14 protein-coding genes are annotated in these 15019 nt (G+C 71.9%); 7 read left to right on the forward strand and 7 right to left on the reverse strand.

Annotation, left to right across the window (positions count from 1 at the left end; genetic code table 11):
* Window positions 1-153: 153 nt before the first annotated feature.
* The 3 genes from ABTY15_RS20585 to ABTY15_RS20595 form a co-directional block, all read right to left on the reverse strand.
* Window positions 154-1074, reverse strand: a complete 921-nt coding sequence (locus ABTY15_RS20585) for a JmjC domain-containing protein (protein ID WP_350594141.1) — start codon at window positions 1072-1074, stop codon at window positions 154-156.
* Between the two features lie 586 nt (window positions 1075-1660).
* Window positions 1661-3292: an FAD-dependent monooxygenase gene (locus ABTY15_RS20590; protein WP_350594153.1), complete on the reverse strand. Its 1632-nt coding sequence runs from the start codon at window positions 3290-3292 to the stop codon at window positions 1661-1663.
* A 449-nt stretch (window positions 3293-3741) separates the two neighbouring features.
* The gene (locus tag ABTY15_RS20595; RefSeq protein WP_350594160.1) at window positions 3742-7101 is read right to left on the reverse strand and encodes a hypothetical protein; all 3360 of its coding nucleotides are present in this window, start codon (window positions 7099-7101) and stop codon (window positions 3742-3744) included.
* A gap of 287 nt (window positions 7102-7388) precedes the next feature.
* Here ABTY15_RS20595 and ABTY15_RS20600 point away from each other — a divergent pair, with 287 nt between their 5' ends.
* Entirely contained in the window at window positions 7389-7598 is a 210-nt protein-coding gene (locus tag ABTY15_RS20600; protein WP_350594166.1) for a helix-turn-helix domain-containing protein, read from the forward strand.
* Between the two features lie 334 nt (window positions 7599-7932).
* On the opposite strand, the gene ABTY15_RS39810 is transcribed toward ABTY15_RS20600, so the two are convergent.
* Together ABTY15_RS39810 and ABTY15_RS20605 are read right to left on the reverse strand one after the other, a co-directional pair.
* Entirely contained in the window at window positions 7933-8010 is a 78-nt protein-coding gene (locus ABTY15_RS39810) for a hypothetical protein (RefSeq protein WP_464336931.1), read from the reverse strand.
* A gap of 66 nt (window positions 8011-8076) precedes the next feature.
* Window positions 8077-8652 (reverse strand): cupin domain-containing protein, encoded by a 576-nt coding sequence (locus tag ABTY15_RS20605; protein WP_350594176.1) that lies wholly within the window; start codon window positions 8650-8652, stop codon window positions 8077-8079.
* 105 nt (window positions 8653-8757) lie between these two features.
* On the opposite strand from ABTY15_RS20605, the gene ABTY15_RS20610 reads away from it, so the two are divergent.
* The gene (locus tag ABTY15_RS20610) at window positions 8758-9354 is read left to right on the forward strand and encodes a hypothetical protein (protein ID WP_350594940.1); all 597 of its coding nucleotides are present in this window, start codon (window positions 8758-8760) and stop codon (window positions 9352-9354) included.
* A gap of 14 nt (window positions 9355-9368) precedes the next feature.
* On the opposite strand, the gene ABTY15_RS20615 is transcribed toward ABTY15_RS20610, so the two are convergent.
* Complete coding sequence (locus ABTY15_RS20615) at window positions 9369-10265, reverse strand: LysR family transcriptional regulator (protein ID WP_350594182.1); 897 nt, start codon at window positions 10263-10265, stop codon at window positions 9369-9371.
* Between the two features lie 65 nt (window positions 10266-10330).
* On the opposite strand from ABTY15_RS20615, the gene ABTY15_RS20620 reads away from it, so the two are divergent.
* A complete protein-coding gene (locus ABTY15_RS20620) occupies window positions 10331-11119 on the forward strand; it encodes an NAD(P)-dependent oxidoreductase (RefSeq protein WP_350594190.1) in 789 nt (262 codons plus the stop codon).
* A 90-nt stretch (window positions 11120-11209) separates the two neighbouring features.
* Here the strand turns inward: ABTY15_RS20620 and ABTY15_RS20625 are convergent, their stop codons facing one another.
* Window positions 11210-12130 carry an LLM class flavin-dependent oxidoreductase gene (locus ABTY15_RS20625; RefSeq protein ID WP_350594198.1) on the reverse strand — a complete coding sequence of 307 codons (921 nt, stop codon included), beginning with the start codon at window positions 12128-12130 and terminating at the stop codon, window positions 11210-11212.
* A 73-nt stretch (window positions 12131-12203) separates the two neighbouring features.
* Between ABTY15_RS20625 and ABTY15_RS20630 the strand changes: the two genes are divergently transcribed.
* From ABTY15_RS20630 to tsaA, 4 genes are all read left to right on the forward strand, one after another.
* A complete protein-coding gene (locus ABTY15_RS20630; protein ID WP_350594209.1) occupies window positions 12204-12692 on the forward strand; it encodes a MarR family winged helix-turn-helix transcriptional regulator in 489 nt (162 codons plus the stop codon).
* Window positions 12689-13561 (forward strand): hypothetical protein, encoded by an 873-nt coding sequence (locus tag ABTY15_RS20635; RefSeq protein ID WP_350594214.1) that lies wholly within the window; start codon window positions 12689-12691, stop codon window positions 13559-13561. Before ABTY15_RS20630 ends, ABTY15_RS20635 begins: the two co-directional genes overlap by 4 nt.
* Before the next feature lie 85 nt (window positions 13562-13646).
* A complete protein-coding gene (locus tag ABTY15_RS20640) occupies window positions 13647-14597 on the forward strand; it encodes an RNA polymerase sigma-70 factor (protein WP_350594220.1) in 951 nt (316 codons plus the stop codon).
* A gap of 16 nt (window positions 14598-14613) precedes the next feature.
* Window positions 14614-15018 carry a tRNA (N6-threonylcarbamoyladenosine(37)-N6)-methyltransferase TrmO gene (gene tsaA, locus ABTY15_RS20645; protein WP_350594225.1) on the forward strand — a complete coding sequence of 135 codons (405 nt, stop codon included), beginning with the start codon at window positions 14614-14616 and terminating at the stop codon, window positions 15016-15018.
* Window position 15019: the final 1 nt, after the last annotated feature.

Genomic DNA, 15019 nt, shown 5'->3' on the forward strand with positions numbered 1-15019 from the left:
TATCTCCTTCTTACCCCCCCTTTGTGGGGTTCGTTGGTCCCCCCCCACCGTTCGCGCCCCCCCGGGGGGGGGGCCGTCCGGACCGATTCACTCGGTCCGGACGGCCGCGCCCTTTTGACGTTCCCTCAGGTTCCCTGACGTCCCCCGGCCGGATCAGCCGCCGGACAACGGCCCCGGCATCGCCCCCGCCCCCGCCTCCGTCTCCGCCCCCGCCTCCGGCAGCGGCCCCCGGGCCAGGCGCAGCAGCTCGTCCGGGGTCAGTGCGGCCAGCCGTTCCCGCCCCAGGCGCAGCACCTCCTCGGCGGCGGCCAGCAGGTCCTCGGGGGTGGCCGGGCGTTCGGGCAGCGCGTCGGTCCAGTCCCCGGCGGCCAGCCATGCGCCGACCGCGCCGCGCAGTCCGGCGGTGCCCGCCTCCCGGATGGTGAAGGACAGGTGCACCGAGAGGCCCTGACGGCCGGTCGCGGTGTGCGGGGCGCCGCGCGGCACGTACAGCACCTCACCGGGGGTGAGCACGGTGGCGAGGGCGACCGGTCCGGGTTCGGGGGCCAGCCCGGGGCGCCAGTGTCCGTCGGCGGGGGCGTCGTGGACGGTCCACTCCTTCTCCCCGGCGAGCTGGACGACCAGGACGTCGGCGTCGTCGCGGTGGACGTCCAGGCCGCGCCGGCCGGCGCCGGTGGCGAAGCAGAACGCCTCGGTGCGCCGGCCCAGTTCGAGCGCGATGTCGGTGGCCAGCGCCCGCACGGGGGCGTGCCACTGGTCGAGTTGCGGCAACAGCAGGGTGGCGCCGTCGGCCAGCAGGGCGGCGATGCGGCGGGGGTCGGCGAAGCCGTCCTCGCGCCGTCCGGCGACGGTGCGGGAGGTGCAGAACCGCTCGGCCGGGACGACCTCGCCGGCCCTGACCATCTCCACGTACGGCACACGCAGCAGGCCGCCGTGCAGCACCTCGTCCAGCTCGTCCGGCCGGGGCAGGCCCTGCGGCCACCCGTCGGTGCGGAACACCTGCGGCCGCCGCTCGTGCAGCGCCCCGGCGAAGGCCCCGGTGTCCCCCACCAGTGCGGCCAGTACTCGTCCCATCCGTTCCGTCCCCTCTCGTTCACCGGCCGGCCGCCCTCGGATCGGCGGCCGACCGTCCCCTGTCGAACGGATGAACAAGCGGAAGCGGTTGAACCGGATCCGCGCCCCGCTCGCGAACCGGCCAGCTTCCCCCCTCCCGGCCACCGCCCCTCCCCCGGCGCCCCCGGGCCCCGCCAGCGCAGCTCAGCCCGACCGTCACCCCGGTCCCGACCGCCCGTCACCCCCACCCGCCGACCGGGCGGGCCGCCGGATTTCCCGGCCTGTGGGATAGATCACACCGCCCGGTCCCACCGGCCGTCACCGCACTGCCAGCGCCGCACCCACTCCTCGAAGCCCCAGGTGGCGCCCTCCCCCGGCGTCGCCGGACGTGCCCGGCGGCGGCCGGACCCCGCCGCCGGGCACGCTCGGCGCGCGGAGCCAGCCCCCAGGGGACGCTCAGCGGGCGACGCCGGGGCAGGAGTTGACGCCCGCCTCGGCCCGGGGGACTTCGTCTGCTACCCGCGGCCACCACAGGTGGTCGGCCGCGGGGACGAGGGCCGGGGAGGCTGCGGTCGCTCTTCTTCAGGGCCTGCGCGGTGGGGTCCGGTCAGGTGGGGGCGAAGGTGCGGCGCAGGTGGGTGACGAGGTGGGCGGGGTCGGTGGTGGGGAGGCGGGCGGCGAGGTGGCCGTCGGGGCGGATGAGGAGGGCCTCGCCGTCGCCGGGGGTGTAGGCGGTGCGGAAGGTGGCGGCGGTGTCGTGGACGACGGGCAGGCGCAGGCCGTCCAGCGTGGTGGGGGCCGCCGTGGTGAGGACGGTGTAGGTGGTGAGGCGGCCGTGGGCGGCCGCGTGGGCGGCGGCGGCGCAGGCGTGCAGGGTGTCCGGGGTGGTGGTGGGGCCCGGGTGCAGCAGCAGGGTGTGGTGGGGGCCGCGCAGCAGGTCGTGCAGGCGCAGCGGGTAGGCGGCCAGGGGGCGGGTGAGGCCGGTGCAGTCGGGGGCGCGGTCGCCGGGGGCGGGCCCGCTGTCGGGTACGGGGCCGGGTTCGGTGAGCGGCCCGTCGCGGTAGCCGACCAGCAGTTGGGCCTCGCGCAGCAGGAAGGCGGCCCGCTCGCCGGAACCGGAGCCGGGGCCGAGGCCGGTGCGGGCGTGGCGCACGGTGCGGCCGACGACCTCCTCGCCGACGGGGTGGCGTTCGGCGTGGTAGCTGTCGAGGAGGGTGTCGGTGGCGGCGCCGTGGACGGTGAGGGCGAGTTTCCAGGCGAGGTTGTAGGCGTCCTGGATGCCGGTGTTCATGCCCTGGGCGCCGGTGGGCGGGTGGATGTGGGCGGCGTCGCCGGCGAGCAGGAGGCGGCCGTGGCGGTAGCGGTCGGCGAGACGGTGGCTGATCCGGAAGACGGAGGACCAGCGCAGCGTGCGCGCGGTGGTGGGCTGCGGGGCGAGGCGGTCGAGGACGGCCTGGATGTGCCGCAGTTCGGGGGCGCGGGCGCCGGTGTCCAGGCCGTGGGCGACCCGCCCCGGCCCGGCGGGGGCGGTGGCCAGTTCGGGCGGGACCCGCATCGAGACCCGGTAGCGGCCGCGGCCGGGCAGCGGGATGCAGACCAGCTGGTCGTCGGTGGTGCCGTCGGCGCTGCGGTGGGCGGCGCGGATGCCGTAGCCGGGCGGCAGGTCCCAGTCGACCTCGACGTCGCCGAGCATGTACTGCTCGGGGAAGGCGTCGCCGTCGAAGGCGATGCCGGCGCTGTGGCGGACCCGGCTGTGCGCGCCGTCGCAGCCCAGCACGTAGCGGGCGGCGAGCTCGCGCGGGCCGTCGGGGGTGGCGAGGGTGGTGCGGACGTGGTCGTCGGCCGGGTACAGGTCGAGCAGTTCGGTGCCGCGTTCGACGGTGGTGCCGTAGCCGGCGAGGTGGTCGGCGAGGAGGCGTTCGGTGGCGTACTGGGGCAGCGCGGCGAAGCGGTACGGGACGTCGGCGGGCAGGTCGAGGTCCAGGCGCGGGCCGGGTTCGCCGTTGAGGTAGCTGAGCTGGCCGAGCAGCGGCACGGCCTGGTCGAGGACGCGCTGGACCAGACCCATGTCGTCCCAGACCTCCAGGGTGCGGGGCTGGATGCCGACGGCCTTGGCGTAGGGCTGCGGGGCGGGCAGCCGGTCGACGATCCGGCAGCGCACGCCGTGGCGGCGCAGTTCGGCGGCGGCGGTCAGGCCGACCGGTCCGGCGCCCACGACCAGGACATCGGTGTCGTCCATCGCCCGCTCCTCGGTGCCGGGAGAGCCGCCCCCACCCCTCCCTTCAGGCTGCCCCGGGGACGACGCGGCCCGCCACCGGGACGGGCTCGGGCTTTGCGTCGGGCCGGGGAGCCGGCGCCGGGCCAGGACGTCGACAGCGATCGTGCCGCCGAAGGCCCAGGCCCAGGCGGTGAGGACGACCGGGCGCAGCGCGTACCGGGCGGGGTCGGAGCGGCAGCCGGGGCCACGGGCGGCGCGGCGCCGGCTCACGGTGACGGTGGCGGGGTGGGCGTGGACGCAGTCCGCCTGCGGCGCGGCGCCGGCCGGGCAGGCGGGCGAGCCCCACCTGCTGGCTGGCTGTAGCGCAGCGCAATGGCCACGGAGAGCGTTCTCGGCCTGCCGTACCCGACGACGACCGAGGCGGAACTGGCCGTCGTGCTACGCCCAATCGCGCGCAGGGATCGTGGCTCTTATCTCGCGTGGAGGACGAGCAGGTTGGTTGTCGTCGACCGCCCACCACGCGGGACTGTGATCGGGAGTGTGGTTCCGTTCGCGACGAACAATCGACCGGTCAGCAGGTCGGTCCACGACGAGCCTGCGTGTTCAGGTCTTAGCTGCAGTCGGCCAGCATAGTCCGCGACTTCTGACGTGTTGACGACTGTGATGATTGCCGTCCCGTCGGTGCCGCGGTAGCAGTAGGCAGCCACATCGTCTCGGCCATCTTCGGTCGTCGGTTGGTAGGACTGATGACCGCGGATCAGTGTGTCAGCATGCGTGCGACGAATGTCGACGAGTTGCCTGATGTGGGCGATGTGCGCGCCGGCGTCTTCAAGAATGTGCTGGTGACAGAGCGCCAGGCCATGACCGGCGGCATAGATTTGGTGCAGCCGATTCATCGAGTCGCCGCCATTGCTGAAGTACCGGACCTCAGGGATTCCGTAGCGGACCGCTGAGGCGGTGATCCGCGTTTGGTCACTTAGGCCGTTGTCTACGTGAAATGGATCGAAATCCAAGCTCAAGCCGCCATGGCAGTGTCGGCGAATCGGCCCCCCAGGTGTCTCGACGAGAACGACACGATCAGGCCGGATCGTGTCCATCACCGCCTTGGCGAGAGTGAGCACTCCCTGCGCATATTCGATTGGCCAGTATTGGATATTGTCCTTCAGTGTCGTGACATGCATCGGCCAGTTGAGCTGCCAGCCAAACGAATCGAGGAAAATACCATCGGCGCCGTAGTTGTTGACCAAACGGTCGACGACCTTTATGACGTGGTTCTGCCAGTCCGCGAAAGCCGGTACCATCGTGTAGTAATAGGGCCAATAGACCTGCCACTCCACCCCCTGTTCCTCGGGGCTGGCGATGAGGTCCAGCGGCCGGGACTCATGTGTGGGGAATCGGCCGGCAAGGTATTCACCCTGCGTCTTGAAGCCAGGCTTCGGCCGCGTGCGGGCGACCTGAGAATCACGGAAGATGATGAAGGGCTCGACGTAGAGAATCACCTTCCCGCCGAGCGCGTGGACACTCGCGATACCCTCCTTGAGTGCCGATTCACCACCGAGGTCTGATCGCGGCCAGTAGTCACCCTTGTTGAAATATGGAGGATGCAACGGCGCGGGCGACGGCCCCGGCGGATAGGCGCCCCCGGTTACGTCGGCGTCGAGGCGTGGTCTCCCTTCCCAGTAGTCCCACAGGTAGACGATATCCGTCCCCAATGACCGAGCCTCTTCAAGGAGCTTGGGAAGCTCGAGAAACGAACGCAGCCGCCCCTTCATCACCAGGAACACATCCAGTTGCCGAGCGCTTCGGATGACCGCTGCGGTCGCCGCTTTCGGAGCCGTGTAGAGAGCCGGCGTCGGATCCATCCGTCGCCATGGATCTGCGCCGGTTCGGTACAGCCGGACGAGAGCGCCGTTTCCGTCAACGAAGAAAAGATCGGTTCGGTCCGCCGTGACGGCCAGAGCCGTGATCGGCGCGCCGGGCGGGGCGAAGTCTTCGTGCTGCGGCACCCCTTGTGCGTCTACTACGTCCAGATCCGACGGAATGCTCCAGCCGCCGTTGTTGCGCATGGCGGAGTGCTGGATGGCACCCCGATCGGCAATGACGAAGATATCCTCATCCTTACCGTTACGAACGATTGCGGCGATACCGGCACCGGCTGGCGCCAGCGGCTGCTCACTCAGCTGTGCAATCTGCCACGGTCCGTCGTCCGACGGTGTCGTCTTGTAGAGAGTGGCCATCTTCCCGTGCTTATCGACGAAGAAGACGTCGGTTTGGACCGGGTTGCGGACGAGCGCCACCAGACAGGAAGGAGACACACAGGTCTCGTTGATCGTGATCGTGCGCGGCGTCGGCAGCCACTTGCCGTTGTCGCGTTCGAACGTCCAACGGACTGCGCCGACTGCATCGACCAGGAAGACGTCCACGTCCTTACCGCCGCGAGTTATCGCGGCCAGCGGCGCACCGGGCAGAGCGATCGCACGCGACAGCTGTGTCAAAATCCACGACGGCTTACCCGTCGCGGGGCCATAAACGGTCCACAGAGCGCCATCCATGCCGATGAAGAACACATCGACCTGCTGTCTGTGACGCGCCACCGCGGCGAGCCACCCACCGACCTGGGCGATGCCCGGCGGCGTGATCTGCTCGGTCAGGCCCCAAGGCCCGTTGTTGCGCATGGGTGTCCATCCGATCGCCCCCTCCTTGTCGACGACGAACAAGTCCTCGTCCTTTTCGTCGCGCACAACCACGGCGAGCGGTGCACCTGCGGGCGCCCGAGCAGCGCCACTAATCGGCACAGGCCCGACTGGCAGCCACTCGCCGGCGGCCTCGAAAAAGGTGCCGATTGCGCCGTCGGGAAGGTTCTCGCGCATGTTGGACAGGTACATCCCACCGGCGCCGCCACCTGAATGGGTGTAGATCGCCGCCTGGTCGGCGAACCAGGCTGGCTGCGGCGGAAACCGCCAGTTCGGACGTTGACGATGCTTGTCGAGGTAGTAGTCGACAGCCGCATGCCAGTCCCCGTCCGGATGGACGCCGATCGCCAGGTTCGGCAGCTTCACCGGATCTTCCGGCTTGAGCTCCGAGACCCAAAATCCTTCAACACCCAGCAAGGAAAGGGTGAGCTGAATCGGCGCGATTCCGGCCTCGACGTCGTGATCGATGTCGGCGACGAACATCCCACCGCCGTGCGCGCTGTAGAAGCTCGCTACCTCCATCGTGTTCATGCTTGTCGGCAACCCAATCCGTTGTGCCTCCTTCCGGTACGGCATGCCGATCGTGCCCGGGGCGAACGTGCCACCAAAATCGTCTTGCTTGCCGTTCCGTGTCAACGTCCCGGCCAGCTCCACGTTCGAGCCGATCTCCATCGAAACCATTCCATACGTGTCACAAGGACCTCCCCTGGCCTGAAGGCCGAGGAGCTTCGGCACCACCATCCGCAAGAACGCCGACCCGAGTTGCCTGCTGGTGTTGGTGACGGTCAGAGCGAGAATGACTGCCGGGTTAGATCCGTCGGTGTACACGTCGAGCTTGAAAGACAGGCTATCGTCCCGTGTCTTCGCGTAGATCCGTACGAATCGTCCGGGAGCGAGGATGGCGTGATTTGTCACCACCAAGTCACGACTCGATATCTGGGATGGCCCGTTGTTCACCGCGAACTCAAACAGGTATGTCTGCGACGTCAGATATTCGTGCTCGCGACCGACGGCCAAATCGCGGATACTCTCAACGAAAATCCCATCTCGCCACTGCAACCGGGGGTCCTTTTCGCCGGAAGGTCCAATTGCAAGGCGGAGCTTGATCTTTTCGTTGCCAACTTCGAGCCGCTTCATATCGAACTCCAAAAGAAGGCCCGGTTAAACCCGCATCAGCTTCGTGTCCCGCAACACATACAGTTGCTTGTCCTGAGCCCCTCTTGGCGAACAGGTGGACATGGCTCTACCCGCGGCGGCCGGCGCAACGCCGGTGATGCCGGCCTTGGGCAGCACGTTCCATCCGCTCCAGGTTCCGCTGTCGCTTGCCGCGCTGACATAGGCGGCGCTGCGTCACGTACTTCCAGCTCAGCACATGCACTCAAATGGCGCATCCTGCCGCCGAGCCCAGTCAGCTTGGAATAATCTTGACCGCCACCGAGCGCAAGCGGCTGAAGAAGACGGCCTACGGCCACAGCCAGTACCGGTTGCGGATACGCGCGCAGATCGTGCTGCACGCGGCAGCGGGGCACTCGAACGCGCGTATCGCCCGGGAGACGGGCTTGCACCTGGACACCGTGCGCCGCTGGCGGGGCCGGTTCACAGAACACGGCGTGACCGGGGATGGCCGACCGTAAACGCAGTGGCGGCCGCCGGTGTTCACCGTGCTGCAAGTCATGAACCAAGAGGCTATCAACCGTCCAACCAGGGCATTTCCGAATGCCGTCCTGGTTCACACCCGTTCACACCCCCGTGCACGCCTCCTGGACCAACCAGATCGAGATCTTCTTCTCCATCGTCCAGCGCAAGGTCGTCTCACCCAACGACTTCACGGATCTCGCTGAGATCCGGGACCGGCTCCGAGCCTGCGCACCGCTGCCGCGAAGCAGCGGGGCCGCCCGGCGCACGGCCGGGCGGCCCCAGGAGGTCAGGTCAACGCGCAGCCGCTCGGCTACTCAGCCGCTCAGCCGCTCAGCACTGCGGCCGACGGCCGTGATTGGCTCCGCGCCTGGCCCGCGCCTTCTTCTTCCGGCGCCGCTTCGATGACATGGCCGCTCCTCTCGCTACCGGTCACCCCCGGCTTCCACCGTTCCACACTCCGCCCGCCCCGGCCCGTCAGGCGGTACGGGCAGCGGTGGCACTACCCGCGGCAGCGCCGCGTTCCAGCGCGGCGCGCCAGGCGGGGCTGTCGACGTAGTGGTTGTCGAAGCGCCCGGCGGAGGCGGCGATCTGCGCCGGGTCGCTCTCCCCGCGCATGACCCGGCCCAGCAGGCGCAGGTAGTCGAAGCGCTCCATCCCCGGGGTGAACACGAACAGCACGTCGGCCGCGCAGCCCGGAGCGGCGGCGAAGGCGTGCGGGGTGTGCGGGGGCACGGCGAGGAAGTCCCCCTCCCCCAGCACGGTGACCTCCTCGCCGACCAGCACCTGGAGGGAGCCGCCAATGACGAAGAACAGCTCCCAGGCCCGGGTGTGGAAGTGCGCGGGGGCCCCGACGGCGCCCTCGGCGAACCGGGAGCGGTAGCTGGTGAAGCCACCCTCGGTGCCGGCCGTCTCGGCGAGCAGGGTCATGGTCGCGCTCGGGTCGGCGCAGGTCTCGGCCACGGCACAGCGGGTCAACACAGCGGCGGCGGGGGCGGCGGGAGCAGCGGCAGGAGCAGCGAGGGCGGCGGGGGCGGCGTTCGTCGTCGTCATGCGACCAGCCTAGAAGCCGATAGACCCATCATCAGGTGGCAATCAGCACCAGTTTTCATGGGTCAATTCTCCCTCCTCATCGCCTGACAGACTGACCCGGTGACGATGACGACGAACGATCTCCTGCGCCGCCAGGACGAGTTGCAGGCCGAGGCCGGCGTGGTGCACGCGGACCTGGGCCTGGCGGCCCTGCTGGGCGGAGTCGGGGACCCGGTGCGGGTGGGCAGCGCGGCGCTGGGGCTGATGGTGCGCCGGGATCTCGACGTCACGGTGGTGTGTCCGCGACTGGACGCGGCCGTCCACCGCAGCGTCGTCGCGATCGGCGGGCAGCTGGCGCTGCACGGGCGGGTGCGGCAGGTGCGCCTGCGCAACGACACCGGCGCCTGGAACAGCGCCCCGGAGGCCTACCCGGATGGGCTGTACCTCGGCCTGGACTACCGCTGCCCGCGCGGTCACGACTGGACCCTGGACCTCTGGTTCGTCGACGAGCCGGCCCGCCAGCCGGACCTGGCGCACCTGCGGGACCTGCCGCCGCGGCTGACGCCGCCCGCCCGCGAGGCCATCCTGCGGATCAAGCACGTCTGGGCCGAGCGCCCCGAGTACGGTCGGAGCGTGCGCAGTTGGGACGTCTACCGCGCGGTGCTGGACGGCGGGGTGCGCACCCCGGCCGAGTTCGACCAGTGGCGCACCCGGACGGACTGACCTCCTGAGCTGACTTAGTCCCCGCGGGCCGCCGCCCGCAGGTGGGTGAGGAAGGCGGTGACGGCGGGCGGCGGGTGGTGGCCGCGGCGGGTGGCGGTGCAGACCCGGCGCACGGGGGTGTCGTCGGGGTGCAGGGCGACCAGGGCGAGGTCGGGGCGCACGGTGGCGCGAGCGGCCAGGGCGGGGATCAGGGTGACGCCCAACCCGGCTGCCACCAGGCCGAGTTTGGCGGTCCAGCCGGCGACCTCGTACTCGATCCGGGGCTGGAAGCCGCTGCGCACACAGGCGGCCAGCAGGGTGGTCTCGGTTCGGCGGCTGACGGCGATCCAGGGTTCGTCGGCGAGTTCGGCCAGCCGTACGCGCCGGCGCCGGGCGAGGCGGTGGCGGCGGGGCAGGGCGACCAGCACCGGGTCCTCGGTCAGCGGGCGGATGTCGAACTGCTCGGTGTCATAGGGGTGTTCGGGGTAGGCGGCGACGACGGCGAGGTCGATCGCGGCCTCCGCGAGGAGGGTGAGCAGGTGGGCGGAGAGGCCTTCGGTGAGGGTGAGGGCGACGTCGGGGTGGGCGGCGCGGAAGGCGGCGAGGGCGCCGGGGACGAGGGCGGCGTTGGCGCTGTCGAAGGCGCCCACCCGTAGCCGTCCGGCGCCGAGGTCGGTGAGGGCGGCGAGGTCGCGGCGGGTGGTGTCGAGGCGTTCCAGGAGGGCTTCGGCGTGCGGGAGCAGGGCGCGGCCGTGTTCGGTCAGCCGCACGCCGCGGGCGAGGCGGTCGAACAGCGGCACGCCGAGTTCGGCCTCCAGGGTGGAGATCTGCCGGGAGACGGCGGACTGGGTGAAGCCGAGCCGGTCCCCGGCGGCGGTGAAGGAGCCGAGGTGGGCCGCGGTGCGGAAGACGTCCAGCCAAGCCATGTCCATTCCGCATGGTTATCATGCGAGACATTCGTTTGTCGCCTGGCTCGTGGCTGCCTAGCGTGGGGGCCATGGAGAAGATCGCTTTTCTGGGGCTGGGCCGGATGGGCCTGCCGATGGCCCGTCGGATCGCCGCCGTCGGCTACCCGTTGACCGTCTGGAACCGCACGCCCGGCCGGGCCGGCGGGCTGACCGAGGCCGCCTCCCCCGCCGAGGCGGTGCGGGGGGCGGGCGTCGTCGTCACCATGCTGGCGGACCCGGCGGCGGTGGCGGAGACGGCCGCGCGGTTCCTGCCGGAGCTGGCGCCGGGCACGCTGTGGATCGACATGTCCTCGATCGGGCCGGACGCGGTGGGCGCGCTGCGTGGTCAACTGCCGGACGGAGTGGGCCTGGTGGACGCCCCGGTGCTGGGCAGCGTCGGGCCGGCGGCCAGCGGCGAGCTGCTGGTCTACGCGGGCGGCGAGGACGGCGACCTGGACCGGGCGCAGCCCGTCCTGGAGCACCTGGGCACGGTGCTGCGCTGTGGCGGCCCGGGGTCGGGGGCGGCGCTGAAGGTGGTGGTGATCGGCGCGGTGGTGGCCGGGGTGACGGTGGTCGCCGAGGCGCTGGCGGTGGCCGGGAGGCTGGGCGTGCCGCAGGAACTCGCCCTCCAGGCGCTGGGCTCCGGGCCGCTCGCGGGGGTGGTGGCCCGGGCCCGCAGCGCCGAATCGGACTTCCCGGTGCGGCTGGCGGCCAAGGACCTGGCGCTGGCCGACGGCGGCCCGGTCCTGCGGGCGGCCCGCGAGGTGCTGCTGGCGCACCCGTCCGTCGCCGAGCAGGACCTGTCGCACGTGGTGGCGGCGGTCGGCGGCCACGCCTAGCGCGGGCGCGGACGCCGGGGCCCGGACGACGCGGCGGGGGAACTCCCCCGCCCGGTCCGAGCCCCGCGCTGCCGCCCGCACCCCCGCCGGCTACCCCTGCCGCAGCGGGTTGACGATCTCCTTCGCCAACCACCCCACCACCCCCGGCGGGTAGGGACTGCGCAGGCTGAGCACCAAGTGACTGAACCCGGCCGCGATCAGTTCGGCGAGGGCGGCGCGGTCGGCGGCCGGGTCGTCGTAGGAGACGGTGTACTGCACCGAGCGGGTGAGCGTGCGCGGGTCGCGGCCGATCGCGGCGCAGTGGGCGTCCAGGACGCGGCTGCGCTCGACGACGTGGTGGATGCCGTGGTGCGGCGGACCGGGGATGTTCCAGATGTCGGCCTGCTCGGCGACCAGCCGCAGCAGGCGGGTGCCCCAGCCGCCGAGGAGGATCGGCGGGTGCGGGCGGCTGAGCGGTTTGGGTTCGTTGCGGTTGCCGACGAGGGTGGTGTACGGCCCGGCGAAGTCGAAGACGTCGCGGGTCCACATGCCGCGCAGGATGGCGATGGTCTCGGCGAGGCGGGCGATGCCTTCGGCGGGCGGCACCAGGTCGAGGCCGTAGGCGGCGTACTCGGCGGCGGCGGGGTTGTGGCCGGGGATGCCGCCGGCGCCGGGGGGCTGGTGGGTGCCGCCGACGCCCAGGCCCATGACGAGGCGTCCGCCGGAGATGACGTCGACGGTGGTGGCCGTCTTGCCGAGGACGGCGGGGTGGCGCAGGCGGTTGGCGGTGACCAGCAGGCCCAGGCGCAGCCGCCGGGTGCGGGCGGCGAGGGCGGCGAGCAGGGTCCAGCCTTCGAGGACGGTGCCGTCCGGGGGGCCGCCGAGGGGCAGGAGGTGGTCCCACAGCCAGGCGTCGGCGATCTCGGGAACGTCGTCGGCCTCCTCCCACACCCGCAGGATCTCGGGGTAGCCGACCCGCATCGGGGTGGTCTTGAGGCCGAACGTGATGTCGTGCGCAGCGAGTTGACCCATAACCGTCAGCCTAACCGATCGTCAGGTTGACTGACAATCAGGAGATGTACGGGATGGCGATAGGCTTGCCCCCATGACGAGCGACACCAGTCCCGGACTCCTGAGCACCCGCCTCGGCTACCTGCTCAAACACGCCCACCTGCGGTACGCGGAGGAATCCGGCCGGGCCCTGGCGCCGCTCGGCCTGGACGGGCGTGAACTCGCGGTGCTGGCCGTGCTGGCCGCGGACGTCCCGCTCTCCCAGCAGGAGGCGGCCGGGCGGCTCGGCGTCGACCGCACCACGATGGTCGCCCTGGTCGACACCCTGGAGGCCAAGGGCCTCGTCGACCGCCGCCGCAGCCCCGCCGACCGGCGCAAGAACATCGTCCAACTCACCGACCAGGGCGGTGACTTGCTGCACCGCGCGGAACGCGTGCGCCGCGACACCGACCGGCGCTTCCTCGCCGCGCTGCCCACCGCCCAGGCCGACGCCCTGCTGACGGCCCTGCGCACACTGACCGGGCAGAACGCCGGACCGGACACCGGGCCGGAAGCCGGACCGAACACCGGGCAGACCCCGTGAGGCGGCTCGCGGCCCTCGCCCTGGCGGCCCTGCTCACGGTGGCCGGCTGCACCTCCGCCCCCACCGCCCCCGACAGCGGCCCGGACGCCACCGCGGACACCGCCACCGCCCCCGCCGGGCGCCCGCTCGCACTGGTCTACCGCGGCCCGGCGGCCTGCGACGGCTGCCCCGAGGCCGCCCGCGCCCTGCTGGAACGCGGCGGTCTGGCCGTGCGCTACATCGGCCCGCACGAACGCCTCCACTTCGCCGCCGCCACCCTCGCCGGCGCCGCCGTGTACGTGCAGCCGGGCGGCACCAACGGCCAGGAGGTCACCACCGCGTGGGACCTGCTGCGCCGCGACCCGGCCTTCCGCCCCGAGCTGGTGCGCGACTACGTGCGCGGCGGCGGCCGCTACCTGGGCCTGTGCATGGGCGGCTACCTGGCCGGCGACCCCGGCTTCGACCTCCTGCCCGGCGACTCCGGCCAGTACGTCCACGCCGAGGGCGCGAGCGTCACCGACGAGCGGGACCAGCTCGTCGACGTCACCTGGCGCGGCCACCGCCAGCGGATGTACTTCCAGGACGGCCCCTACTTCGACCTCGACCCCACCCCCAACGCCCCCGAAACCGGGACCGAAACCGGAACCGGAGCCGCCCCCGGCAGCGTGGACGTGCTCGCCCGCTACCTGCCCGACAACCACCCCGCCGCCGTCGTCGCCCCCTACGGCACCGGCCGCGTCGCCGTCAGCGGCCCGCACCCCGAGGCCCCGCCGGACTGGTACCGCGACTACCACCTCAGCGACGAGTCCCCGACCGGCCTCGCCCTGGGCGACGACCTCGTCCGCACCCTGCTGGCGCCCGCGCCGTCGCCGCCGTCGCCGCCGTCCTGAGACACCGGGGCCCGGATGTCACAAACCGCGGCCCCACCCCGTCTTCGTCACAGAGAACGCGACGACGGGGAAGGGAGCCAAGGTCATGCGGGTGACCGAAGACGCCGCGAGGACCGAGGAGTTCGAGCGGCTGCGCCCGCTGCTGTTCTCCATCGCCTACCGGATCCTGGGCAGCGTGGCCGAGGCGGAGGACGCCGTCCAGGAGACCTGGCTGCGCTACCAGGCCGGCCCGGCCGAGCCGCTCTCGCTCAAGGCGTACCTGTCGGCGGTGGTGACCCGGCTGTCCATCGACGTGCTGCGCTCGGCACGGGTGCGGCGCGAGGCCTATGTGGGGCCGTGGTTCCCCGAGCCGCTGCTGGCCGACCCCTACCAGGACCCGGAGCGTGCGGCGGAGTTGGCGGACTCGGTGTCGATGGCGGCCCTGCTGCTGCTGGAACGGCTCAGCCCGCTGGAACGCGCGGTGTTCGTGCTGCGCGAGGTGTTCGCCTTCGACTTCCCGGAGGTCGCCGCGGCGGTGGGGCGTTCGCAGGCCGCGTGCCGCCAGCTCGCGGTGCGGGCCCGGCGCCACATGGCCGAGGGGCGTCCCCGCTTCGAGGCCGACCGCCGCGAACGCGAGCAGCTCGCCGACCGGTTCTTCGAGGCCTTCCGCGCGGGCGACCTCGACGGGCTGCGCCAACTGCTGGCCGCCGACGTCCAGTTGGTCGGCGACAGCGGCGGCAAGGCCCCGCAGTGGGCCAGCGTCATCGCCGGCGCCGCCACCGTGTCCCGGCTGCTGTCCGTCCTCGTCCCGCCGTTCGTGCGCATCGGCGGCGTCGTGGAGCAGCACGAGGTCAACGGCCAGCCCGGCGCGATCTTCCGCGACCACGACGGGAGGGTCGTCAACACCCTGGTCCTGGACATCCTCGACGGGCAGGTCCAGACGATCCGCTCGGTCACCAACCCCGACAAGCTCACCCACGTGGGCCCGGTCGCCGACGCCTGGACGGTCGTGCGCGAGACACTGCGGGAACGCCGCCGCCCGCCGCGCACCGCCTGAAAGGGGCCAACCCCCCGTGACCAGCTACCAGTTGCACCCCATCGGACACGTCGAATCCCCGCTGAAGGACCGCTCCGCCGCGCCCCGCCAGCCCGACGAGGGTGCCCCCGAGGCCTGGATCGTCCTCGACGAGCGCTACCTGCCCGCCCTGGACGGCCTGCGCCCCGGTACCGACGTCCTCCTCCTGACCTGGCTGCACGGCGCCGACCGCACCACCCTCACCGTCCACCCCCGCGGCGACACCACCCGCCCGCCCGCCGGCGTCTTCACCACCCGCGCCCCCGACCGCCCCAACCCGATCGGCCTGCACACCGTCCACCTCCTCACCATCGACGGCCCCCGCCTGCACGTGCGCCACCTGGAAGCTGTCGACGGCACCCCCGTCCTCGACCTCAAGCCCCTCCTCACACCCGCCCGTTGAC

The organism is Kitasatospora sp. NPDC097643 (assembly GCF_040302625.1).
Classification (GTDB): domain Bacteria; phylum Actinomycetota; class Actinomycetes; order Streptomycetales; family Streptomycetaceae; genus Kitasatospora.